19 protein-coding genes are annotated in these 21,913 nt (G+C 56.7%); 12 read left to right on the top strand and 7 right to left on the bottom strand.

Annotated features, from left to right (window positions below):
• Positions 1-94 precede the first annotated feature (94 nt).
• Together HX866_RS06480 and HX866_RS06475 are read left to right on the top strand one after the other, a co-directional pair.
• Positions 95-997, top strand: a complete 903-nt coding sequence (locus HX866_RS06480) for a LysR family transcriptional regulator (protein ID WP_177102286.1) — start codon at positions 95-97, stop codon at positions 995-997.
• Between the two features lie 177 nt (positions 998-1,174).
• Positions 1,175-1,639 (top strand): cupin domain-containing protein, encoded by a 465-nt coding sequence (locus HX866_RS06475; protein ID WP_177138590.1) that lies wholly within the window; start codon positions 1,175-1,177, stop codon positions 1,637-1,639.
• 69 nt (positions 1,640-1,708) lie between these two features.
• Here HX866_RS06475 and HX866_RS06470 read toward each other — a convergent pair whose 3' ends face one another.
• Positions 1,709-2,599: a LysR substrate-binding domain-containing protein gene (locus HX866_RS06470; protein WP_177138589.1), complete on the bottom strand. Its 891-nt coding sequence runs from the start codon at positions 2,597-2,599 to the stop codon at positions 1,709-1,711.
• A gap of 165 nt (positions 2,600-2,764) precedes the next feature.
• Between HX866_RS06470 and HX866_RS06465 the strand changes: the two genes are divergently transcribed.
• The 4 genes from HX866_RS06465 (at position 2,765) to HX866_RS06450 (ending at position 8,971) form a co-directional block, all read left to right on the top strand.
• On the top strand, positions 2,765-4,222 hold the full coding sequence (locus HX866_RS06465; RefSeq protein WP_177138587.1) for an amidase: 1,458 nt from the start codon (positions 2,765-2,767) through the stop codon (positions 4,220-4,222).
• Positions 4,223-4,965: 743 nt separating this feature from the next.
• A complete protein-coding gene (locus tag HX866_RS06460) occupies positions 4,966-5,409 on the top strand; it encodes a hypothetical protein (protein ID WP_177138585.1) in 444 nt (147 codons plus the stop codon).
• A gap of 529 nt (positions 5,410-5,938) precedes the next feature.
• Entirely contained in the window at positions 5,939-7,594 is a 1,656-nt protein-coding gene (locus tag HX866_RS06455; protein ID WP_177138583.1) for a HEPN domain-containing protein, read from the top strand.
• A 327-nt stretch (positions 7,595-7,921) separates the two neighbouring features.
• Entirely contained in the window at positions 7,922-8,971 is a 1,050-nt protein-coding gene (locus HX866_RS06450; protein ID WP_177138580.1) for a hypothetical protein, read from the top strand.
• Positions 8,972-9,135: 164 nt separating this feature from the next.
• Here HX866_RS06450 and HX866_RS06445 read toward each other — a convergent pair whose 3' ends face one another.
• Positions 9,136-10,086, bottom strand: coding sequence for a hypothetical protein (locus HX866_RS06445; protein WP_177138578.1), 951 nt, complete (start codon positions 10,084-10,086; stop codon positions 9,136-9,138).
• A gap of 468 nt (positions 10,087-10,554) precedes the next feature.
• On the opposite strand from HX866_RS06445, the gene HX866_RS06440 reads away from it, so the two are divergent.
• Positions 10,555-12,927, top strand: coding sequence for a bifunctional diguanylate cyclase/phosphodiesterase (locus tag HX866_RS06440; RefSeq protein WP_177138576.1), 2,373 nt, complete (start codon positions 10,555-10,557; stop codon positions 12,925-12,927).
• Between the two features lie 4 nt (positions 12,928-12,931).
• On the opposite strand, the gene HX866_RS06435 is transcribed toward HX866_RS06440, so the two are convergent.
• From HX866_RS06435 to HX866_RS06425, 3 genes are all read right to left on the bottom strand, one after another.
• On the bottom strand, positions 12,932-13,369 hold the full coding sequence (locus HX866_RS06435) for a substrate-binding domain-containing protein (RefSeq protein ID WP_177102696.1): 438 nt from the start codon (positions 13,367-13,369) through the stop codon (positions 12,932-12,934).
• An 11-nt stretch (positions 13,370-13,380) separates the two neighbouring features.
• The gene (locus HX866_RS06430; protein ID WP_177091943.1) at positions 13,381-14,619 is read right to left on the bottom strand and encodes a porin; all 1,239 of its coding nucleotides are present in this window, start codon (positions 14,617-14,619) and stop codon (positions 13,381-13,383) included.
• A 192-nt stretch (positions 14,620-14,811) separates the two neighbouring features.
• Positions 14,812-16,701, bottom strand: a complete 1,890-nt coding sequence (locus HX866_RS06425) for a sensor histidine kinase (RefSeq protein WP_177138574.1) — start codon at positions 16,699-16,701, stop codon at positions 14,812-14,814.
• A 201-nt stretch (positions 16,702-16,902) separates the two neighbouring features.
• On the opposite strand from HX866_RS06425, the gene HX866_RS06420 reads away from it, so the two are divergent.
• The 3 genes from HX866_RS06420 to HX866_RS06410 are packed head-to-tail and all read left to right on the top strand — an operon-like array spanning position 16,903 to position 18,520.
• Positions 16,903-17,118, top strand: a complete 216-nt coding sequence (locus HX866_RS06420) for a tautomerase family protein (RefSeq protein WP_177091941.1) — start codon at positions 16,903-16,905, stop codon at positions 17,116-17,118.
• Entirely contained in the window at positions 17,115-17,765 is a 651-nt protein-coding gene (locus HX866_RS06415) for a DsbA family oxidoreductase (RefSeq protein ID WP_177102310.1), read from the top strand. The genes HX866_RS06420 and HX866_RS06415 overlap by 4 nt, the downstream gene beginning before the upstream one ends.
• A gap of 44 nt (positions 17,766-17,809) precedes the next feature.
• Positions 17,810-18,520 carry an SDR family NAD(P)-dependent oxidoreductase gene (locus HX866_RS06410; protein ID WP_177091939.1) on the top strand — a complete coding sequence of 237 codons (711 nt, stop codon included), beginning with the start codon at positions 17,810-17,812 and terminating at the stop codon, positions 18,518-18,520.
• A 77-nt stretch (positions 18,521-18,597) separates the two neighbouring features.
• Here HX866_RS06410 and HX866_RS06405 read toward each other — a convergent pair whose 3' ends face one another.
• Both HX866_RS06405 and HX866_RS06400 read right to left on the bottom strand, forming a co-directional pair.
• Complete coding sequence (locus tag HX866_RS06405; protein WP_177138572.1) at positions 18,598-19,437, bottom strand: alpha/beta fold hydrolase; 840 nt, start codon at positions 19,435-19,437, stop codon at positions 18,598-18,600.
• Positions 19,438-19,586: 149 nt separating this feature from the next.
• Positions 19,587-20,480, bottom strand: a complete 894-nt coding sequence (locus HX866_RS06400) for a LysR family transcriptional regulator (protein ID WP_177091937.1) — start codon at positions 20,478-20,480, stop codon at positions 19,587-19,589.
• A gap of 105 nt (positions 20,481-20,585) precedes the next feature.
• On the opposite strand from HX866_RS06400, the gene HX866_RS06395 reads away from it, so the two are divergent.
• Positions 20,586-21,254 (top strand): RraA family protein, encoded by a 669-nt coding sequence (locus HX866_RS06395; RefSeq protein WP_177091936.1) that lies wholly within the window; start codon positions 20,586-20,588, stop codon positions 21,252-21,254.
• Positions 21,251-21,913 carry an RraA family protein gene (locus tag HX866_RS06390; protein WP_177102314.1) on the top strand — a complete coding sequence of 221 codons (663 nt, stop codon included), beginning with the start codon at positions 21,251-21,253 and terminating at the stop codon, positions 21,911-21,913. The genes HX866_RS06395 and HX866_RS06390 overlap by 4 nt, the downstream gene beginning before the upstream one ends.

The following is a 21,913-nucleotide window of genomic DNA, read 5'->3' as shown; positions in this document are numbered from 1 at the left end:
ACTGGTGGCAGGAATCATCGGCACAAATTGAACAGATGAAAATTTCAAATTCCGCCACTATCCTTTCCAAACTGGAAAGCCTCGGACCTCTTTGATGATCAATCCCCTGCATTTCGACCTGTTGTCCTTGCGCCTGCTGATCTTCGCCGCCGAGTCCGGCAACCTGACCCGTGCCGCCGACAAGGCCAACATGACGGTTTCGGCGGCCAGCAAGCGCCTGGCCGAGCTGGAGCGTACGACCCAGTGTCCGTTGTTCATTCGGTTGCCGCGGGGACTCGAACTGACGGCGGCGGGACAAGGGATGGTCGAGCACGCCAGGACCATTCTTGAAGGTGTGAACCGTATGGCCTCCGATGCCAGTGATTACGCGGTCGGTGTGCGCGGGCATGTACGGCTGTTCGCCAACACCTCGGCCGTGGTCCAATTCCTGCCGGATGACCTGGCGCGGTTCCTGCGCGACAACCCCCACGTGCGCATCGGGCTGGAAGAAGCCCTCAGCGAACCGATCATCCAGGCCGTGGAAAATGGGCGTGCCGATATCGGTATTTTTGCCGATAACGTACCCGCCGAAGGGCTGCACACCCGGCCCTACAGTGACGACCGCCTGGTGCTGCTGGTGCCCGTCGGCCATGAACTGGCCCATGAGCGCAGTGTTTCCTTCAGCGATACGCTCGGCTTCGACTACGTGGCGCTCAATCAGGGCAGCTCGCTGCTGAGCCGGATCACCGATGCGGCCGTGAGTGCGGGCAAGGTCCTCAAGGTGCGTATTCAGGTCAGCAGCTTCGACGGTATCTGTCGCATGATCGAAGCCGGCTTGGGGATCGGGATCCTGCCGTTGCAGGCCGTCCGTAGCGAATTGCTCGGGACCCGGCTGATGGCGGTGGATTTGAGCGATGACTGGGCGCGGCGCACCTTGTTCGTCGGGGTCAAGGATGCGGCGCAGTTGGCCCCGGAGGCGGCCAAGTTGTTTGAGTATCTGAGTCGGGTGCGTAGCTGATATCCGGCCCACTCAGTGCTCTATAGCCCGGACGGCTTTGTATTCGATTGTATCCCCGCCGGCCGCAGCCAACTTCGCATACAAATCCATGGCCTGCTCGACATGTACGCGATACACGGCGGCCTCTGAATGGGGCTGCCGGATTTGCGGCCCCAATGCACTAACAGGAGAAACATGATGCCCCGCCCTACTCCTCGCAACACCGTCGGCCTATTCAGCCTTGCCATTGCTGCTGCGGCACTCGCTGCCTTCTCGAGCTTTTCTCAAGCACAAGAGACCAAGGCACCTGCCGACGCGCCGGTCATGCAAAACTGGCAGACCGGGCTCCATCGTACCGATCTGGTGAAAAAGGACCTCGACGCCAGCTCAGGGCGCGAAGTGCTGCAGACCCGCGTTGATTTCGACGCCGGCGTGGCCGCTCCCAAGCATTCGCATCCTGGGGTGGAAGTCGCCTACGTCATCAAGGGCACCATGCAGTATCAGCTCGAAGGTCAACCGCCAGTAACGCTGCATGCCGGCGACTCGCTGTTTATCCCGGCGGGTGTGGCACATCTGGCGAAAAACATCGGCGACGGAGAAGCCTCGGAACTGGCGACCTACATCGTGCAGAAAGGCAAACCGCTGGTCGTGTTGGAGAAGTAACCGGGCAGAAACAAAAACGCCACTGACACCGAGTGGCTTTTTTGCTGGTGGACAGAGGCCGCTTGCCGCTCAAACAACAAACTCTGTTTCCAACTCCGTCTGCAACCACTCGATAAACCACGCCACGTCCGCCGACAGTTCGGCGGAAGGTGTCAGCACCCGATAGCTTTCGAGATGCACCTGGGCGTCGACCGCCCGCACCAACTTGCCGGCCTTGAGCTCATCGCGCACCAGGACTTCATTGGCCAGGGCAATACCCTGCCCACTCTCCGCCACCGACAAAGCATGGTCGTTGTTGATGTAGAGCATGTCGGCGTTGAGGTGAATATCCAGACCATTGGCACGGAACCACAGGTTCCACCACTCACCGTCGTCGACGTGAATCAGGTGGTGTTTCACCAGGTCGGCCGGAAGCCCAATGGGCTCGATACTGGCCAGGTAAGCCGGGGTACAGACCGGGAATACCCAGGGGCAGATCAGGCTGGCGCGTGAGTTGGGGTATTGCCCGTCCATGCCATAGACGATCCCGAGGTCGGCGCTCTTGCCATCCACGGCAGTAAAAGTGGAGTTGGGCTCGATGGCGAACTTCAAACCTGGCCGCAGGTGACGCACGGCTTCGATGCGTGGCATCAGCCAGCGCTTGGCGAACCCCGGAACCACCATGATGCGCAGCCAGCGCTCGGCCTCCTTGGGCCGCAGCTCCTTACCGGCGTCGATCATAAGCTGCAACGCCGCGGCAATCTTGCGGTGATACTTCTCCCCCGCCAGCGTCAGGGTGACCCCTCGGGAGGTACGCTCGAACAGCTGCGTGCCCAACCATTCCTCCAGCAGCTTTACATGTCGGCCGATGGCGGGCTGGGTCACGTGCAGAGCTTTCGAGGCCTCGACATAGCTGCCCAGGCGGGCCGCCGCATCGAAGGCACGCACGGCATTGAGCGGTGGCAAACGGCGATCAGGCATGGTGGCGGGCGCCTTCAGCTATTAGTTTATTTAACAGCAGCTATGCTAAATCTGAAGTTTCGCTGTCGCAATCGCTTACTGATAATCGGACCACCACAGAGCAACAGAAGTCGCCCCGTTACAACAATGGGGCTTTTCTCCAGCCGTCTGAAAGGGTGCGTTGCAATGACTTCCAACAACCTCCATGAACTGGTCCTGCTGCAAGCCCATGACCTCGCCGAACACATTCGCCAGCGTCAGGTTTCCTGCTGGGAAGTGATGCAGGCTTACCTTGCCCATATCGAACGCTTCAACCCTCGGGTCAATGCCTTGATCAGCCTGCAAGCCCCCGAAGATCTGCTGGCTCAGGCCGACCTTCGCGACAACGAACTGACTCGCGGTCAATACCGCGGCTGGATGCACGGCCTGCCCCATGCGATCAAGGATCTGTCGCTGACCAAGGGCATTCGCACCACCTTGGGTTCGCCGCTGTACAAGGACTTTATCCCTGATCGCGATGGGATCATGGTCGAGCGGATCAAAGCCGCTGGCGCCATTATCATTGGCAAGAGCAACACCCCGGAGTTCGGCCTCGGCTCGCAGAGCTACAATCCGTTGTTCGGCGCGACTGCCTGCGCCTTCGACCCACGCAAGACCGCCGGCGGCAGTAGCGGTGGCGCGGCGGCGGCGCTGGCCATGCACCTGGTGCCGGTGGCTGACGGCAGCGACATGATGGGTTCGTTGCGCAACCCGGCCGCCTTCAACAACGTCTTCGGCTTCCGCCCATCTCAGGGCCGTGTGCCGTTTGACGACAGTGCCGATCTGTTTTTCGATCAGATGGGCTACGAAGGCCCCATGGGCCGCAGCGTACGCGACGCGGCCCTGTTGCTGTCGGTACAGGCAGGTGCCGATGCCCGGGCGCCGTTGTCCATCGCCGAATCTGGCAGCGTTTTCGCCGCGCCGCTGGAGCGGGATTTCAAAGGCACCCGCCTGGGCTGGCTGGGTGACTTGAATGGCTACCTGCCGATGGAAAACGGCATTCTTTCGCTGTGCGAGCAGACCTTTGCCAACTTCGAAAGCCTAGGTTGCCGGGTCGAACCGGTACAGCCCGAGTTTGCCCCGCAACAGTTGTGGAGCAGTTGGAGGACCTTGCGTCACTGGAGGATCGCCGGCTCGCTGGGGGCCGCCTATGCCGACCCGCAAAAGCGCGCACAACTGAAACCGGAAGCCTGCTGGGAGGTTGAAAATGGCCTGATACTCTCGGCCAGTGACGTGTTTGCCGCCTCGGCGGTGCGCAGTGACTGGTACCGCGCGCTTTCCAGGCTCTTCGAACGCTACGACTATCTGCTGTTGCCGAGCGCTCAGGTGTTCCCGTTCGACAAGGACATCCCTTGGCCGAAGGCCATTGAAGGCGTGGCCATGGACACCTATCACCGCTGGATGGAAGTAGTGGTACCGGGCACGCTTTCCGGTTGCCCGGTGGCCAGCGTCCAAGCCGGCTTCAACGCAGATGGCCTGCCGATGGGACTGCAGATCATTGGCCGGCACCAGGCGGATTTTGCCGTGCTGCAACTGGCGCATGCTTACGAGCAGGCAAGCCGTTGGTTCACCCGGCATCCTTCGCCCCTGCTGAGTGAGGCATAAGGCTGAACAAGCCATTACCGTGAGTATTGGCAAGCGGTGCAGCACGCCCTGCTCGGTCGTTATTACGTGGCGAGTGGGTTTGTCGGAACGCCGCACCGCCACGCTCAGCTACGCAGCAGCCGCAAACCTATCACTTCGTCGTACCGGATGTACCCCACTCATTGTTTTTGGAACCGCTTCACGCCCCAGCGCCAATCAGCTAAGCGAATACGGCCCCCTGTAGGAGTGAGCTTGCTCGCGATGAACGTTAACGATAACGCAGCGTTTGCTGGGTGAATGCGCCGCTCTCAGGCCCATCGCGAGCAATCGAGCGTCGACCGGCTGCGCCTACAAAACCGCCATAACTGATCGGGATTAGCGCAAACCCGCTCGCCACAACATGGGATCTTCAGGTGTCCCTGCTCACGCTGCACGCTCAATTCAGGCGCGAAATAGCCTTCCAAAAAAACTGATATTTCCCACTCACTTCAGGCGTGGGAGAATATTGTGTGCGTCAAACGCCAGAGCTACAGTTCGACGGTCGCTGCAAATTCAGCGACACGGGTTTTGCAGCTCGGACTCTAAGAAGGCGCACAGCGCCGCGAAAGCGGTATTTCTGTGCTCGCGTTATGGCGAGCTGTGCGCAGGAGGCTTCGGCCTGCCGGTTCCTTCTTACCGGTCTGCAAACCTGTGTATGGCTCGCCACCTTTCGTTTTGCAGCGTGGGATGACGAGCTTCGTTCTTACTTAAGAAGGAGCGTCACCATGTCAAAGAAAATCACCCCCGATCCACCTGCCATGCGCGATGCTTCCAGCATGGACGATAGGGACCTGTACCTGCGCAGGGTCACCGATACCCTATCCAACGCGTCTGAGCCAAGTTCGGCAAACGCGCCACGCTTGCTCGATACCCTCGCGTTTACTTGCTCCAAACCCGTGATCCCTGAAGCGCCGTACAAACCCACCCTGTTTGCCATCCAACCGGGCATCACTGCACAGGATGCGCTGACCTATGTTTCGCGATTGCTTGAAACAGCGGAACTCAATGGCGATGAGATCAGCCTGCATACCAACCCAGTGGAACGGGCACTGTTTTGGGGCATGCTGCATTCGGTGGAGGTGGCGCGTGCGGTGGTGGATGCTCTGCTTGAAGGCGCATCGCCATCTCATCAAGTAGCCGCCACATTGGACAGCCCAGCGATGGATTGAAGTCGAACAGGTTATGTTTATCCCTGCGGGTGTTGTCCATTTGGCGAAACACATTAGCGATGTGTGAAGCATCGGAACCGGCGGCGCACATCGTGCAGAAAGGCAAATCGCTGGTCGTGCTGGAAAAGTAACCACGAACAAACAAAAGCGCCACTCACCATGAATGGCGTTTTTGTTGGAGGACCAAGAGTGGGCTTGTCGAAACCACACTCAGCCACACAGAAACTGTAAAGCCCTTCACTTCGTCGTGCCTGATGTACCGCATTCGTTGTTTTTGGGGGCGCTTCAAGAGCCAGCGCGGGCAGGCCACTCGCGGCATGATTTCGGCGACCACGAAAGTGGATAACCAGATTAGCTGCTCGCGTAACCTAGCGTAATCGTTTCATTTTTTTCTTACGACGCTCTGCTTCATAGGTTGAAACCCCGCGACGCCTTGGTCGTAACTTTCCGTCGAGGACGATGAATTTAGGTGTTATCTAGTCTATAAGTACACAACACACTTATCTCATCCTCACTAACCGAAAGCCATATGAATAGTGAAATCGATTTTTCAAAGCAATACGAGCACGAAGTAGAAATATACCTTGACGGTTACGGCACCCTTGGGACGGGAATTTTACATTTTGGAGGAGGGAATTTTCCACGCATCAACCTTGACCCAGCGAGGGGCTTTATAAGGCCGGATGGAGAGCCACATCTAAAGGCCAAAACAAAAACCGGCGAAACGTTTACTCTTACAAACTGCACCTATCAAGAATACACCATACATTCAAGTATGATGGTGGGCGGAGGTATAATATCCAATATTAACGAAATAGTAGTAAAATATGCAGATATTTCCGACTGGTTTATGCACGACCAATACGTAAAAGGAAGCCCAGGTGACAACTTGACTTGGTCATCTCCCCCTCCACAAATCTTAGCCAGCATTGAAAATGAAGGTGATAGATTCTCTCTGAAAAGCGAAATTTATTCTTCAATTAGTAAACATCGCGAGGAGCGCACAATACACGAGCATGTAAATTTTATTTTTACGAAATCTGATGGTGAATTTTCATTGTCCGACATTAAAAATAAGCCACTTGAGCTCTCAGGCCTTTTATCAATCCTCATTGCATACCCTATTTCTATTTCAAATATATGGATAAAAAGCGAGAGCAACTATTCGGCCCCACTGTATTACCCCGCATTTAAAAAATATGGCAGAGATTTTGACGAAGGTGCATTTTGGCGTAATGCTTTAATATTTAGGTCGACCATCGATGGTTCGTGGCAAACTATATTCGAACGCTATTATAATTCAAGCTTTCGCAAAACCCAATGGGTCCGACTGGCTGGAATGCAACGACATGAGGGTTTCTGGGAATATAAAGTATTAGGCTATGTTAGCTTACTAGATGGCTATGCCAGCAAGCTAACCAAAGAGAACAATATAAGACCTTCAAATGATAAAATCGAGAAAATTGACGCTGCACTTGAGGCTTTGAATGCAATTAGGAACCCACCAACTTCAGAACAGCTTGCAGACATCAGGCCAATCATTGAGTCCGCGCTACCAAAGCGGCGAACCTTGAGCCTTATTGACAAGTATAACTATCTAATTGAAAACACCGACACTGACGTCATTAAGATAATCAACCTATCTAACGACGATTTCAAGCAAATAAAAGAAATCAGAGATACAATCGCCCACGGTGATAACGTTGACTTAGTAAAACATCCATATGAGAAAATCCACTCCATAACCCAAAGACTAGCGCTACTTTTAACACATCACGCACTAGTTGATTTTGGCATTACTGTTGAAACATTTACAAAAAGCCTATTCGGCACACTCAACGAATTGAGGTACGACAAAGAGCTGAATAGCATTCATCTTCAGAGAATGGTGGAGCCTGACTCATTTCTTCAGGTATCACAATCCTTATTTGATAAAATTTCAAGTACTGCATCGTTAAAATTACATGCTTGCTTTGTCGAAACCCCAGATAGAGTCTTGGATTACTCAGAAAAATATTCTCAAATTTACAGGGATTGGCGCAATAAAAAATTAACGAGGCAAAACTCATTTGAGGATATTTTTAATATATCAAAAGAAAGGATAAGAAGTATTGATATGGCCTATTTCGAGTGCGCAGGCGAAACCAAAGAGCTTTATGGGGTACTTATTATTTCAAATAAATAAATTTGATACCCTGATCGCATCTCAGCGACAAAGGAGACAGATATCAATAACTCTTACTTAGCAGCTAAACGCTTGAGCAAAAACAAATAAAAGGTCTGATCTTTGTCTGCGGTGATGGTTGCGAATATACTCCTAACAGAAAATTGGACACGTTTATTTTACGCAAAATTCGACTACAGCCTGCTGCGCGCTCCTCTTAGGTGGTCTTCAACCGAAATCTGATGCTCTAGGTAAAAAACAGGTTTAGTTAACGATAACTTACCGAGTAGAATTACCACTAATATCAACATCCACATAGCTTCACGGCGAAAAATACGGAGATATTGAATGAAAAGACTATTAGAAGACAACACCGTACTGCCAGAGCAATTTCACGCAGCCTACAAATTTTGCTTTGCAGCACACGATGTATTAGCCCAGTTACTGGCATCAGGAACGAAGCAGGAAATATTCGTTACTAGCATATCTCTTAATGACGAGCAGGATAAATCTGCGCTCGATCAAGCTGATGATTTGATTGAGTGGCTGAAACTAAGCGGGCGTATGGATGATGAAGTTGATGTGCTCGTCACCATGGCCTTTCCAGCGGTGTTATCGGATATGCTTCACTGTATTTTCGAAGCACTCGAAGCATCTAGAAAGGGCAAGCTCGCCATAGCATATATGCTACTAAGAAAGCCATTCCAAGAGAGCCTTTACCTTCTTGAGTCGGTGGTAGCGGACAAAAAATCATTCGCAAATATGATTGCTGATGACCCTTCAAAGCTACGCCCACAGAATGCAGGTGGCATAGATGGTCATACGCGTCGCATCCAAAAGGTACTGGACATCATAGGGGAAACTTCACGACTGAATGCCAATTATATAGCAAAACTTCGTTATGACAAAGCCGAGCAAGACAGCTTTGATAGCATATGCAACAAAGCAATGCATTTATTTACCGACCATAAAGCAATAAAAACAGAACAATACAACATTAACTTTATTTTCTCGCAAAAAGACCAGACTTTAACACAGTGGGCCTTCCTCTACTCCCGCCTGCCCTATTTGTTGACGTATATTGTCTCCCTTGTTGAACATATAGCTAAATTATTTGCACAGACACACCCGACATACACGCAGGACATGAGTCGCCGGCTCGCAGCCTCGCTATTAATAAGCACCTCGTATGTGGCTCCAAAATATCAGACCGAGCCACTTACCCACCTAACAATTACAACATATCACTGGTTATCAGAGCACTGTTCGAGCAATGGCTTTCCCCTACCAAGAGTCGAACATTTGAAAAGAATGGCCATCTCTGGAGCGTTTCCAGAGGAAGCGGAGGAAGAAGTCGAAGCACGAGAACTTCTGTATAAGCACCTCACGAACCAATAACAGGGTATTAAGTGCTCCGAATTGCATTTTTCCTTGTGAGGCTCTGACAGACTGCTCATGCTCTGTGGCTAGGGGCCGCCGGGTAGCGTCATACCAAATCAGGAGCGATTGATAGTACGAACAGGAGTCGCCATAAGACGGTACCTCTGTTAAGAAAGCACTTGTTATTTGGGCCGCGCCCGATGCTTCGCAGCAGACTTCCTCATCGATTCCCTTTTTGCTACCAACTGGCGGGGCTCGGGTATCTGCCACCCTCCAGGTACGAGCGCACGCAAGTCGTACCCCATCATGAAAAGCCCTGCTTCAAAGCAGTGGCATCGCTGATTCATTTCCAAAAGGTTGGAAAAAAGGTTCGGCGATTTATCAAGGACATCCCGCATAATCCAGCCAAGTTGAACTTGCCGCCGGGCCCACTCCGCAGGCCTCTGACGGCGAAGTATTGGAGTACCTGCGAATCCTAGCCCAAGTAGGCGCGGGTCCCGAATTTGACATCCTTGACCTGCATCCATGGCAAACTGCCTATGGTCTGCGGGAGGGTGAGTGGTTCCTATCAAGGTTTCCCGATAGAGATGGTAAAGGGTAGCAATTGCCGCACCTACACGACCGTCATAGATAGGAGAGCCGGTGGTGTCGAACAAAGCATGAATTTTTGTCAACCCTGAATTATAGGCCGGAACTTTTTCTTCCGTAATGTCGGAAAGCCGGTTGGCTCTGTCGAGCACAAGTAGTGGTTCCACTCGCAACAGGTAAGCGGCCAAGTCTCTCTGAGATTTGCGCTCATCAAGAAAACTAATGGTGCTTGCGTTGTCGACGCCTCCCCACTTTAGGATTTCCCGGCAGACCGTGTAAGTCTCGGCATCGTCGCCAGCTAGTGCATAAAGGCGTATTGCTTGCCTAAAACCTTTAAGCGTTGCACTCACCGTTGCCCAATCGCCTGCCCATTGATAACAAGCCTGAGCGCCTTGAATCCCTGTGACGATCTTATCCAAGCCATCTGGGACGTAATTCCTGCTTTTACGAAACTTAAGGTGTACCGGCATTGTCGGTAGGTTAGCCACCAACCAGGTCACAAAGTTCCTGATGTCGTCCTGGTAAAGATAGGTTGTGCGGTCCATGTCGATTTCCCAGCGTTTGGAAGCTGGCACTTTGCCTTGATCACCCGATTGAGTCAAAAATGGCGAACTTCATTGCGCTAGCTACTCACCCGCTAGACAGCAGCTACACCGACGCCCTCTGTCGAAATGAGGATCGTTTCACAATTAATCCACACCATCTCATTCCAGGACCGAATAGCCTCCACCAAAAGACCCAGGGGACTTGGCCCCAAACAATTGCATCAATTTTCGGCGGCCAACCCATGGGAGCCTGAGGCATCGCCTATGTTCTCGACAACGACGCCTTACGACAGGCCTGCGAAGCCATTCGGCGGTTCTGCAACAACCTGCATTAATCCCCCCAACTGAGCCCAGCAATCCCCAGGCTACCGTTATTCAGCCAAGCGCAAGGCCGCAACGGTTTGTGGTCTATAGTTTCCTGCAAATGCCCGCCGGTCCGGGGCGTCGGTACAACGCAGGGAGCACAGCATGTCGATCCAACGGACCAATGGACGGAGATCGATTCCCGATAGCGCAACGCCCGTCGCGTCCCTTTCCGAGATCCGCAGCAGTCTCTTTCGGCGTGTTCTGGAGCCGATCAAGGAAGCCTACATTTCATTCCCGCTGCTGGCTGCCCTGCTGGTGCTGGCCATCTGGTCGGCCACCCTCTACCTCATCAAGATAGAACAGACCCGGGCACAACGCAGCGCAGCCACCACCAGCCTGGAGATCAGCGCCACCTACGAAGCACAGATGTTGCGCGCCGTTCGTGAAATCGATCAAACCCTCAAGCTGGTCAAATACACCTATGAGGCCGAGGGTGAACGCAATCCCCTGCCCAAGCTCAAAGAGCGGGCCTTGTTGCCTCCGGCCCTGTTGTTTGATGTCAGTGTGCTCAACCCGGACGGTGAGCCCGTGGCGAGCACTCGCGTCAACGAGGCGGGCAATATCACCGAGCCGGATGAACAGCAAACACTGCGGCACAACGATACGCTGCTGATCAGTCGCCCCTGGAAAAATCCACTGACGGGAGAATGGCGACTGCGCTTCAGCCGTCGCCTCAATGCAACGGACGGTACCTTCTCCGGCATTGCCCGGGTCGAGGTCGACGCGGCCTATTTCGTCAGCAGTTATGACGACTCGAAACTCGGTGATCAGGGCGTACTCGGCCTGCTGGGAACCGACGGTATCTTCCGGGCACGGCGTACCGGGGATTCAGTGCTGGCTGGCGATGTTGTCAACTACGCGGCACTGGCTCCAAACAACGAAGACACCGAAGCACGGCTTTCGACCAACGCCTGGGACGGCGTGCAACGCTACACCAGCGTGCGCCAGCTCTATGATTTTCCCCTGGCGGTGATTGTCGGATTATCCGCCGAAGAACGCCTGGCCGCCGTGAACCGGCAAGCGCGGACTTACCTCTGGCGTGCCGCCGCCGGCAGCCTGTTGCTGGTGCTCCTGGCCGGCCTGCTGAGCCGCATGAACTGGCAGTTGGCACAAAGTCGCTTGCGCGCCGCCGAAGACAAAGTGGCCTATGCCGAGAGTGTCGAGTACCTCGCCTATCACGACGGCCTCACGGCGCTGCCCAATCGCAGTCTGTTCAGCAAACTGTTGAGCCAGAACATCAGTGAAGCGCGCCGTTATCATCGACAACTGGCAGTGTTGTTCCTGGACCTCGACCGTTTCAAACACATCAACGATACGCTGGGCCACCATGCCGGTGACCAACTGCTGCAAGAAGTCGCGCTGCGCCTCAAGGCCTGTCTGCGCGCCAGCGATATCGTCGCCCGCCTGGGTGGCGACGAATTCGTGGTCTTGCTGCCGGAGCTGTCCGAGGCCAAGTATGTGGCGAATACCGCACAAAAAATCCTCTCGGCCATTGCCAAGCCTTTCAACCTTCACGGCAAAGAGTTTCGGGTGACCGCCAGTGTCGGCATCAGCCTCTATGCGCAGGACGGCCTGGACGAACAGACACTGACAAAAAACGCCGATATCGCCATGTATCAGGCCAAGCAACAGGGTAAAAACAACTTCCAGTTCTACTCCGAGAAACTCAACGCCGAGTCGCTGGAACGCTTGACCCTGGAACTCGGCTTGCGCCACGCCTTGGAACGTAACGAGTTCCGACTCCACTATCAGGCCAAGCGCGATATCGGCAGTGGTCGGATCACCGGCATGGAAGCGCTGTTGCGCTGGGAACACCCGGACCTGGGGCTGATAGCGCCCATGCAATTTATCCCCGTCGCCGAGGAAACCGGCTTGATCGTGCCCATCGGCAGGTGGGTACTGAGGACCGCCTGCCTGCAAAACATCACCTGGCAACAGCAGGGGCTGCCGCATCTGGGAATCGCGGTCAACCTGACGGCCCGTCAGTTTGTCGATGACAATTTACTCATCGACCTCGCCGCGATACTGGCAGAAACCGGTATGGACGCCAGCCTGCTGGAACTGGAGATTGCCGAGAGCCTGCTCATGCAGGATGTCAAAAATGCGCTGCGGGTATTGAACGGCCTGAAAACACTGAAGATCCGAATCGCCATCGACGATTTCGGGATTGGCTACTCTTCACTCTCGGCGCTGAAACAGTTTCCACTCGACTCGATCAAGATCGATCGTTCGTTTATCCGTGACGTCACCAGCGTGGCGGAAGACAAAGCCTTGACCGAGGCTATTATCGCGATGGGCCGAACTCTCAGCCTGACGGTAGTAGCCCAAGGGGTAGAAACCCGGGCACAGGCCGACTTCCTGCGTGACAACGCCTGCGACGAGTTCCAGGGGTTCTACTTCAACAAGCCGGTGCCCGCCGATCAGTTCGGCGCACTGCTCCAGGCGCAGGCGGCCAACACCGATCCTGGCAGGTAAAGACTTATGGCGGGTCGGGGGGTAGCGCCCTGACGCTGGCATCCACTTCGCGGGCCTCGATATAGCCGATGCTATCGGGATTCCCGGCAATCCGTTTCTTCACTTCCGCACTGTTGGACAGCGCTTCCGGCGGTTGCCCCCGGCCGGTAAAAATGATTTTCGACCAATGCGCCTTGAGCTGTGCGGCCGACTTGCCGGTGAAGGTGGTATAGAACTCATCACGGGTTGTGGAACCTTCCGTCTGGTCGATGGGAATGGCCTGTTTGCCGCTGGGAAAGCGATTGGTCTTGCCCAGGAAGATGTCCGCCACCTGATTGCGCGTCAGCGCCTGTACCGGGCTGGTAGCGGCAACAACCACCACCACCTCGGCCATGGCGAGCGTGCTGCCCATGCACAAAGCGAACCCCGCCACCGTGCAACCGGCACGTTTGAGAAAGCCCATGATCAGTGCCATCAGAAAACAAAATCGACAGCGAGGCTGAACAGATTGAACGAGCCTCCCGGCTCATAGCCCGGCTGCAAATTGGTCAGCGGGCCCGTGGCGTTGTGGTCCAGCCGCGTGCGGTCGTACTGCAGCTTCGCATCCATGTTCTGGGTGAAATCCCAGCGCATGCCGACCGACAGGGTTTGCTGCCCGCTGTTCCCTGCCAGAACGGTATTGAGCGCGCTGTTGAGGTCTGTGGCTGTCGCCGCCAAGCTGGGTGATAGCGTCGAGGTGTCCAAGCCTGCGGTGGAGGTTGCGCTGGTCGTCTTTGACCGCGCATAGGTGACATAAGGCGTGAACGCCTCAATCCGGTAGCCACCGCTGACGTACCAGGCGCTGATGGTACCGATGGCTGCATGGCTGTCGGTACGCCCCCACTCGCCCATGACAAACCACTTGCCCGGATCATAGATGACTCCCGCACCGACGAAATCAAACGGTTTTTCCTTGGTGTCGTAGCGATCCGCAATGGCATTGCCCTCCTCGCCGAAGCCTCTGAAGCTATCGAAGAGTGAATTGAGCGATTCCAGGGTCAAGCGGGTCTTCTGATAGGTGAGGCGCGTGGTCAGGGCCCCGTATTCGGTCAAATTGGAAATGCCCCACGAATCCCGGGCCAGGGAGCGGCCGGTGTTATTCGGCAGGCGCGGACCACTCTGGCCGAAATTGCCCTGCACGGTGTTGGTGAGTTCAGCAAAGTGCAGCCGGTAACTGAGGTCCATGCCATCGGTGCTGGTCACCGGTATCAAGCTATAAACCTCACCCGGCGGACGCACCCAGGGCAGCGTGTAACCCACTTTGCGACTGTCGGAGAGTAGGAAGGCCGGCTGCACCGTGCGCCCGACACGCACGCTGAAATCGGGGGAAAACTGATACTTGAAGTTCGCCCATTCAAGGGAGGGATTGTAGCTGTTGTCGTAACGCTGCTCGGAGATGACCTGCACCACCGCCGAGAGCTGCGGGGTAAAGGTGGCGATCACCTGCGCGCCGATCAGGCTGTCGACATCGGCATCCCAGTTACGGGTGTGGCCGGCACCGTTGGGTTTGTAGATGCTGGAGGTGAAATCGGCGTTTTTCTCGCTGGAGTGAACAATACCGGCCGTGCCGAAACTGCTCAGCGAAAACGTCGGCATCATGGCGTCGTCGGCGTTGGCGGTGGAGGCATACAACGCCATCACTGCCAAGGCCAGTGTATTGAGTTTTGGCGTCATGGGGTCAACGCAGCCGTATCAGGGAAACGAAGACATCCAGATACGCTTTCGCTCTGGAAAGCGTCTCGACATTGACTGATCGGTTGTCGGGGAGGACTGCGGCCATTCGTTCTATTCCTTGTAACGTTGGCTCAATGGAATCCAGCGGTGCCACAAGCAAAATTGTAGACGACAACCCCCCGTACGCCCGGCTTATGCAAGCGCTGCCGGGGTCGAAACCTTGAGGGGCAGTTCCAGGGTGAAGATTGCCCCTTGTCCCGGTCCTTCGCTGTGGACCTTCAAGACCCCGCCCATCTCCATGGCCGCCAGGATGCAGCTGTGCAACCCGAAGCCATGGCCGCCCTTGCGCGTGGTGAAGCCGTGGGCAAAAATCCGCGTCAGGTTCTCCTCGGCAATCCCCTCGCCATTGTCGATCACCTTGATGACCAGGGTCTGCTCCGGCAGCACCTCGGTATGCAGTGTGATCCGCGGCGGGCGATCCGATGGGTTACTCATCGCACCGCCGGCATTTTTAATCAGGTTGACCAGGATCATCAGCAGGCGGTGCTTGTCCAGTTGCAACGAAGGCGTTTCGGCAAACTCTCTCACCACGGTGATCTGGCGGGCAGCGAGAATGCTCGCATTCATGCGCAGCGCATCCTCTATCAGTTGCGGTAGCTGGACGGCCTCGGCGAGGCTGGAGACGCCTGAATACGATTGCTGCGCTGCGACAATCTCCTTGATGTGATCAATGCTTTTGGTCAACTGTTCGAGTTCGTCGGCCATGCTCTTCTGTTCGACAGCCAAGGCCTCCACCAGCTGGTTCAGATAGCCCGGCAGCAGCTTGCCTTTCGCGTCCTGGGAGATGAACTGGCCCAGATCCAGGGCATGCTCGTTCATCAACTGCACCGCTTTGCTCAGGCCCAGGGCTTTGCTGGTGCGCAGCTTGCGGGTCACCACTTCGGCGCAGACGTTGACGCTGTTGAGCACGTTCCCCACGTTATGCAGGACATTGGTGGCGATTTCCGCCATGCCGGCCTGACGCGCAATCGCCACCAGTTGGGTCTGGGCTTCGGCCGTGCGCAAGCGGCTTTGCGCCAGTTGCCAGCTCATCCGGCTCAGCAGGCCGACCAGCAACACCAGCAACAGACTGCCACCGCCGGCCCGCCACAGATAGATCTGCGCTTGCCCGGTGGCTGCGGCCAGTTGTTCGTCTTCGGATAACCCGACAATCACCGCCAGGGGCAGGTCATAGAGCTGGCGGGCACTGGTGTAGCGCCGCACGCCGTCCCAGCTATCGGTCGCCAGCAGCGCCTGGGTGTCCTCGGAGTCCGGAACCAGCGCGGCGTAATCCACTGCGTCACCGGCCCGAATCAACTCACCGGTGCGCCGTACCCGGAAAACCCCATCGGTGCCCAGGAGGCCGAGGACGCCATGCTCGCCGAGTTTCGAAGGGTCATAACTGCTGACGAAATAGGCCGCGTCGACTTCGACCCGGGCAATCGCGGAGAACGTACCGTCCGCCGCATTGAGCCGACGGCTGAAGCGTAGCCGCCATTCTCCCGTCGCCGACTTTCTCCAGGGACGACTGATCAGCAACGTATCGTCGTGCGACAGTGCTTGTTGCTCATCGGGCTCAGCGTTGGTTGGCGTCTCGCTGGGCCGCGTGCTCGCCACCAGCACGCCGCTCAAATTGGCCACACTGACGTCAAATAACAGGGCGGGCGGCAACAAGGCCCGCTCTTTGAGCCTGGGCAGGGGATTACGCTCCCCTTCGGCCTCATAGGTGTACTTGACCAGCTTGAGGGTTTGATCGATTTCGTGAACAGCGCGCAGCATCTGTGCTTCGTAGGTGGCACCGATCTCCAGGCTGGCCGTTGCAGCGCCGTGCCGTGCCCGTGCCAGTTCACTGTTGATCAAATGCAGCGTCGTCGCCCAGATAACCAGCAACAGCACAACGGCCAGCAGAGGAAACAGGATATAGGCTTCCTTGACCTGACCGAGCCCACGCCGAAAGAAGCTGCGGGTGGTCTTGGCAATGGCGTCCGCCGACCTGGCGATAGTAGGGACCGACCTCAGTCCATCTGGTCGTTGGATCGACATGCGGTGCTCCCTGCGCGGTTCCAACACTTCAAGAACTATAGATCACAAACCGGCTGAACGAACCCGCTGGCCGAGCCGCCAACTCATTACATCACGTTACCAATGATGTTCTCGAACCCATATTTATCCACCATGAACAACCTAATAAATTGACGCCACTGCCTGCCATCATGCCGATGGACGGGTCATTGGAGACTGGTCATGCCTTTTGTCAGCGTGCGCATCACCCGCGATGGCGTTACCTCGGAGCAGAAAGCCCAGGTGATTGCCGAAATCACCGAAACCCTGCAACGGGTCCTCAACAAGCGCCCGGACCTGACCCATATCGTGATCGAAGAAGTCGACACCGATAACTGGGGTTATGCCGGCATCAGCACCACTCAATACCGCAAGCAACTGGCGGAGAACCCGTCATGAGCACGCCGGTCACACTGGACTTCATCTCCGATGTGGTCTGCCCCTGGTGTGCCCTGGGCGCGACAGCCCTGGAGCAGGCGATCGCCAACCTCGCGGGTGAAGTGTCGGTCGAGTTGACCTTCAAACCTTTCGAACTGAACCCGGACATGCCGGCCGAAGGCGAGCACGCGGTCCAGCACATGATGCGCAAATACGGCCGCAGCGCCGAGGAAGTTGCCGCCGGCAAGCAGATGCTGATGACCCGCGGCCAGGCCATCGGTTTTCAGTTCGACCTGGAGAAGCGCAGCCATTTCTACAACACCTTCGATGCCCACCGCCTGTTGCTCTGGGCCTTGCAGGAAGGACGACAGATCGAACTGAAGAGAGCCCTGCTGCGTGCCTATTTCAGCGACGGCCAGAACCCGAGCGACCGCGAAACCCTGGTGCGCTTGGCGAGCGAGGCCGGACTGGACGCGGCACGTGCCCGTGAAGTGCTGGCCTCTGGCGAATTCGCCGACGAGGTGCGTGAACTGGAAGCCTTCTACCACGCACGCGGCATCAACTCGGTGCCGGCCATGATCCTTAACGGCCGTCACCTGGTCTCAGGTTCGCAATCGGTCGAGTACTACGAACAGATGCTGCGGGAAATATCGTCCGCCGCCGCTTGATGAATCACGCCCTACCCCACTTATCGGTCTATAGAGGTTTTATCATGAGCCATGCAAAAAAAGTCGTTGTGATTACCGGCGCTTCCCAAGGGATCGGCGCGGCGCTGGTCAAGGCGTACCGTGATCTCGATTATCGGGTGGTCGCTACCGCCCGCTCCGTCAAGCCGTCCACTGACCCGGACCTCCTCACCGTCGCCGGTGACATCGCCGACCCGGCTACCGCCGAGCGTGTTATCCGTGAAGGTGTCGCCCGTTTTGGTCGCATCGACAGCCTGATCAACAACGCCGGGGTCTTCGTCGCCAAACCCTTCACCGGCTATACCCACGAAGACTACGTCAACGTGTTGGCCGTGAACCTGAATGGCTTCTTCTACATCACCCAGTTGGCGATTACCGAGATGGAGAAACAAGGCAAAGGCCATGTCGTCAATGTCACCACCAGCCTGGTGGATCATGCGATTGAAGGTGTGCCGTCGGTGCTGGCCTCGCTGACCAAGGGTGGCCTCAATTCAGCAACCAAATCCCTGGCGATCGAGTACGCCAAACGCGGGATTCGGGTCAATGCCGTGAGTCCCGGGATTATCAAGACGCCGATGCATGCCGAAGAAACCCATGAGGCATTGGGGAGCTTGCATCCGGTTGGGCGGATGGGGGACATCAGCGATATCGTCCAGGCCGTTGTTTACCTGGAGTCGGCCGGGTTTGTGACGGGTGAGATCCTGCATGTGGATGGTGGGCAGAGTGCCGGGCACTAAGTCATTCGGTTGAATGAAAACGCCCCGGGCCATAAGGTTCGGGGCGTTTTTTTGCATCCTGATGATCGGTTGACTGATTAGACCCCCAGCCCGTTCTCCCGTGGAAGATGAGCGCCGCTCTGGAAATCGGCAATCTCCCGCCACATCGCAATCGGATTGGAGTACATCGGAAAGTGCCCGCACTGCTCGATAGGTGCCAGGCGCACGCCTTGGGCCTGGATAGGCAAGAGATAGGACAGGGATGCGTTCTGCTCGCCATACATGAACATGCGTGGGCATTTCAGTCCGAGGAATTTGCCCATCAGGTCGGCGTTATCGGAAAGATCGACCATCGACTGGAAGATCCCCCGCACCGCGCCGGCCCGCACCTTGTGTCGCAAGCTCGCCGAATACAGCGCACTGGCATAGGCCGGAGCCTGCCGGGTACGTTCGATGAACGCGCTGAAAAACACCTCGGGGTCCTCCGCCGGATAGTCGACGATTTGCCGGCTGAGAAAGCAGTCCTCCGGGGCAATATTGCCCTCGATATCGACGAAGCTGAGGACCCGCTCCGGAAACTGATGGGCCAGCATCAGCGCGGTAAGGCCGCCCATGGAGTGACCGACCAGATGGAAACGTTCGATGTCGAAATGCTCCAGCACCTGTAAAGCCGTCTGCAGCAGGAAGGGGATGGAAATCCTCGACAGGTCAGCGCACTGGCTCTCACCGCAACCCGGTGCGTCGTAGGCGACAAAGGGGTGACCGGCAAAGGCCGCCTGCCGCTCGATGTCGGCGTAGTCTTCCTTGGTCGAACCAAAACCATGCAGGAATACGATGGGCGCCAAGGTGCCTTCACGATGTAGGGCGGCGACGTTCAGTTGAACACCCTCGACCACCAGCGGAAGTTGCGTATGAGTGAAGGTTGCTGGCGAAGACACGTGAATAGCTCCTTGGATGAAGAGTTGTCGCCGAGACATCGATTGCCGACGGCACCGGCAGCAATTTCAAGGGGTTCCGGCTTTCTGTAAATAACGGATTCAGGATGGTTTTCATACGCCAAACCTATCAATGCAAAAACACTCCGCGCTTACACCTTCGCCTGAAACCGCGCGACCAACGCCTCCACCAACGGATTGGGACGAGCGGTATTCCACGCCACGGCGGTGGTCACCACGTTGAGCTTCTGGCTAAGGGCTCGAAACACCACATTGTCGGGGGCCAGTTTCTTCAGCGACGCCGGTACGAGCGCGATCCCTTGCCCACAACTGACAAACGCAATCTGCGAAGCGACCGAACGTACTTCATGCAGTACACGCGGGGAAAAGCCGCTGGCCCGGCAGGTGGCGATCAAGTTATCGAAATACACCGGGCTGACCTTTCGAGAGAACATCACCAAAGGTTCGCTGGCCAGACTCGACAAACTGATTCGTGTACGCGAAGCCAAAGGGTGATCGCTGGGCAACGCCACCATCAGACGGTCCTCGGTCAACGGCAGCGACTGGATCGACGCCCCCAGATCACCGTCCAGACGGGCAAACGCCAGATCGATATCCCCGGCTTCCAGCGCCGGGACGGCTTCAACGCTGTCGATTTCGCGCACCGACACCGTCAAGTGCGGGTATTCACGCTTCAGTTGTTCGATCAGGCCCGGCAGCACGTCAAACATGGCCGTCGAGATCGCCCCGATGGTCAGCAGGCCCGACTGCCCCGCCACCGCCTCCTCCACGGCCAGCTCCAGACGTTCCAGTTGCTCGGCGAATTTACGCACCGCCGGCAGGATCGCGGCGCCGACCGGGGTCAGTTTCGCTCCACGTCGCGAGCGCTCGAAAAGCGTGACCTTGAGCGCCTGCTCCAGGACCTGAATCTGCTCGCTCAGCGGGGGCTGGGACATCCCCAGACGCTTGGCGGCGCGGCCGAAATTCTGCTCTTCGGCAACCGCCAGAAATAACCAGAGGTGACGAATCAGACGAAAATTGATCATGGCTAATCCATAGGTTCAGCGTATCTAACGCTTCTGTGATTAGTAATATACCTATCAAATAGCCTCACCGAAACTGGGCGCCTCCGTCACCACAGGGGCTCCCCCATGACCCACCAGAATTTGCTCGAACGCTTGGCGGCGCTGGACACCAACACCGTGTCCGATGCGCTCGACTTCCTCGGCCTGCCCGGCGCCACGGTCGGGCTCCGCCCGTTGTGGCAGTGCCCGAAAATCGTCGGTCGGGCCAGCACCGTGCTGCTGGCCGCCAAATCCGATACGACGCCCAGCGTGCATCTGATCACCCCGGTGGTCGAACAGATCGACAGCGATGATCGGGTGCTGGTGATTGCCGGCGGCCTGGAAGGCATTTCCTGCTGGGGCGATATCCTGGCCAATGCCGCGTCCGCCAAGCAGGTGCGCGGCACGGTGATCGACGGTTTCAGCCGCGATATCGACGGGAGTGAGGCCATTGGTTATCCGGTCTACGGCCGTGGGGTGACGATGATCAGTGCCCGTAATCGCGTGATGCAGATTGATGCCGCCGTGACCATCGATGTGGCCGGCGTCGCCGTCAGCGAAGACGACTATGTCATCGCCGACAACTGCGGCACGGTGTTTGTAGCCAAGGCACACATCGAGCAAGTGCTCGACCTTGGCGAACGTATCGCCCGGCGCCAGGACGGCATGGTCGAGGCTGTGCGCAGCGGCCGCTCGGTGGCCGAGGTGATGCATGACACCCAGTTCGAAGCCATCTACGTGGAGCACACCCGATGAATCTCGAGGATCAGGAACTGCTCGCCCTGTTCAAAGGCCTGGACACCCCGGGTGTCTCCGATGCCATGGACAAGCTCGGTCTGCCCGGCCAATGCCTCGGCGTGATGCCGTTGGACAATTACCCCGGCGTGGTCGTCGGCCCGGCGTTTACCGTGCAGTACGTCTCGGCCAGCGTGCCACCTGGCACCGTGGGCGACTTCATTGAAGAGGTGGCCCCCGGCGACGTCGTGGTCATCGACAACGGCGGGCGCAGCGACTGCACCGTCTGGGGCGACATCATGACCCAGTACGCCGGTACACGACAAATTGCCGGCACCGTTATCGACGGTGTTTGCCGGGACGTGAACAAGGCACTGGGCGACGGCTATCCGATCTTCAGCAAGGGCCGCTTCATGCGCACCGGCAAGGACCGCGTACAGGTCCAGTCGGTCAACCAGCCGGTGTCCATCGGCACGGTGCGGGTCTGTGACCGTGACATCGTGGTCGCCGACGCCAACGGCGTGGTCATCGTGCCCCGCGCCCGTGCCGCCGAAGTAGCCGCTTGTGCCCGCCAGATCGAAACGGTCGAAGCCGAGATCCGAGCCCTGATCGCGCAAGGCAAAACCCTCAAGGAAGCCCGCGACGTGCTGGGTTACCACCATCTGCAGAGGAAAGTCTGA

Origin of the sequence: Pseudomonas gingeri, from assembly GCF_013386165.1 — a bacterium.
GTDB lineage: Bacteria > Pseudomonadota > Gammaproteobacteria > Pseudomonadales > Pseudomonadaceae > Aquipseudomonas > Aquipseudomonas gingeri_C.
This window is presented reverse-complemented; position numbering and strand designations above follow the sequence as displayed.

Bases quoted from the DNA above. Each gene is read 5' to 3' on its own strand.
- HX866_RS06415 (WP_177102310.1), top strand. From the start codon at position 17,115: ATGAGCACGCCGGTCACACTGGACTTCATCTCCGATGTGGTCTGCCCC.
- HX866_RS06395 (WP_177091936.1), top strand. From the start codon at position 20,586: ATGACCCACCAGAATTTGCTCGAACGCTTGGCGGCGCTGGACACCAAC.
- HX866_RS06420 (WP_177091941.1), top strand. From the start codon at position 16,903: ATGCCTTTTGTCAGCGTGCGCATCACCCGCGATGGCGTTACCTCGGAG.
- HX866_RS06410 (WP_177091939.1), top strand. From the start codon at position 17,810: ATGAGCCATGCAAAAAAAGTCGTTGTGATTACCGGCGCTTCCCAAGGG.
- HX866_RS06390 (WP_177102314.1), top strand. From the start codon at position 21,251: ATGAATCTCGAGGATCAGGAACTGCTCGCCCTGTTCAAAGGCCTGGAC.
- HX866_RS06440 (WP_177138576.1), top strand. From the start codon at position 10,555: ATGTCGATCCAACGGACCAATGGACGGAGATCGATTCCCGATAGCGCA.
- HX866_RS06435 (WP_177102696.1), bottom strand. From the start codon at position 13,369: ATGGGCTTTCTCAAACGTGCCGGTTGCACGGTGGCGGGGTTCGCTTTG.
- HX866_RS06400 (WP_177091937.1), bottom strand. From the start codon at position 20,480: ATGATCAATTTTCGTCTGATTCGTCACCTCTGGTTATTTCTGGCGGTT.
- HX866_RS06480 (WP_177102286.1), top strand. From the start codon at position 95: ATGATCAATCCCCTGCATTTCGACCTGTTGTCCTTGCGCCTGCTGATC.
- HX866_RS06460 (WP_177138585.1), top strand. From the start codon at position 4,966: ATGTCAAAGAAAATCACCCCCGATCCACCTGCCATGCGCGATGCTTCC.
- HX866_RS06450 (WP_177138580.1), top strand. From the start codon at position 7,922: ATGAAAAGACTATTAGAAGACAACACCGTACTGCCAGAGCAATTTCAC.
- HX866_RS06455 (WP_177138583.1), top strand. From the start codon at position 5,939: ATGAATAGTGAAATCGATTTTTCAAAGCAATACGAGCACGAAGTAGAA.
- HX866_RS06470 (WP_177138589.1), bottom strand. From the start codon at position 2,599: ATGCCTGATCGCCGTTTGCCACCGCTCAATGCCGTGCGTGCCTTCGAT.
- HX866_RS06425 (WP_177138574.1), bottom strand. From the start codon at position 16,701: ATGTCGATCCAACGACCAGATGGACTGAGGTCGGTCCCTACTATCGCC.
- HX866_RS06475 (WP_177138590.1), top strand. From the start codon at position 1,175: ATGCCCCGCCCTACTCCTCGCAACACCGTCGGCCTATTCAGCCTTGCC.
- HX866_RS06465 (WP_177138587.1), top strand. From the start codon at position 2,765: ATGACTTCCAACAACCTCCATGAACTGGTCCTGCTGCAAGCCCATGAC.
- HX866_RS06430 (WP_177091943.1), bottom strand. From the start codon at position 14,619: ATGACGCCAAAACTCAATACACTGGCCTTGGCAGTGATGGCGTTGTAT.
- HX866_RS06445 (WP_177138578.1), bottom strand. From the start codon at position 10,086: ATGGACCGCACAACCTATCTTTACCAGGACGACATCAGGAACTTTGTG.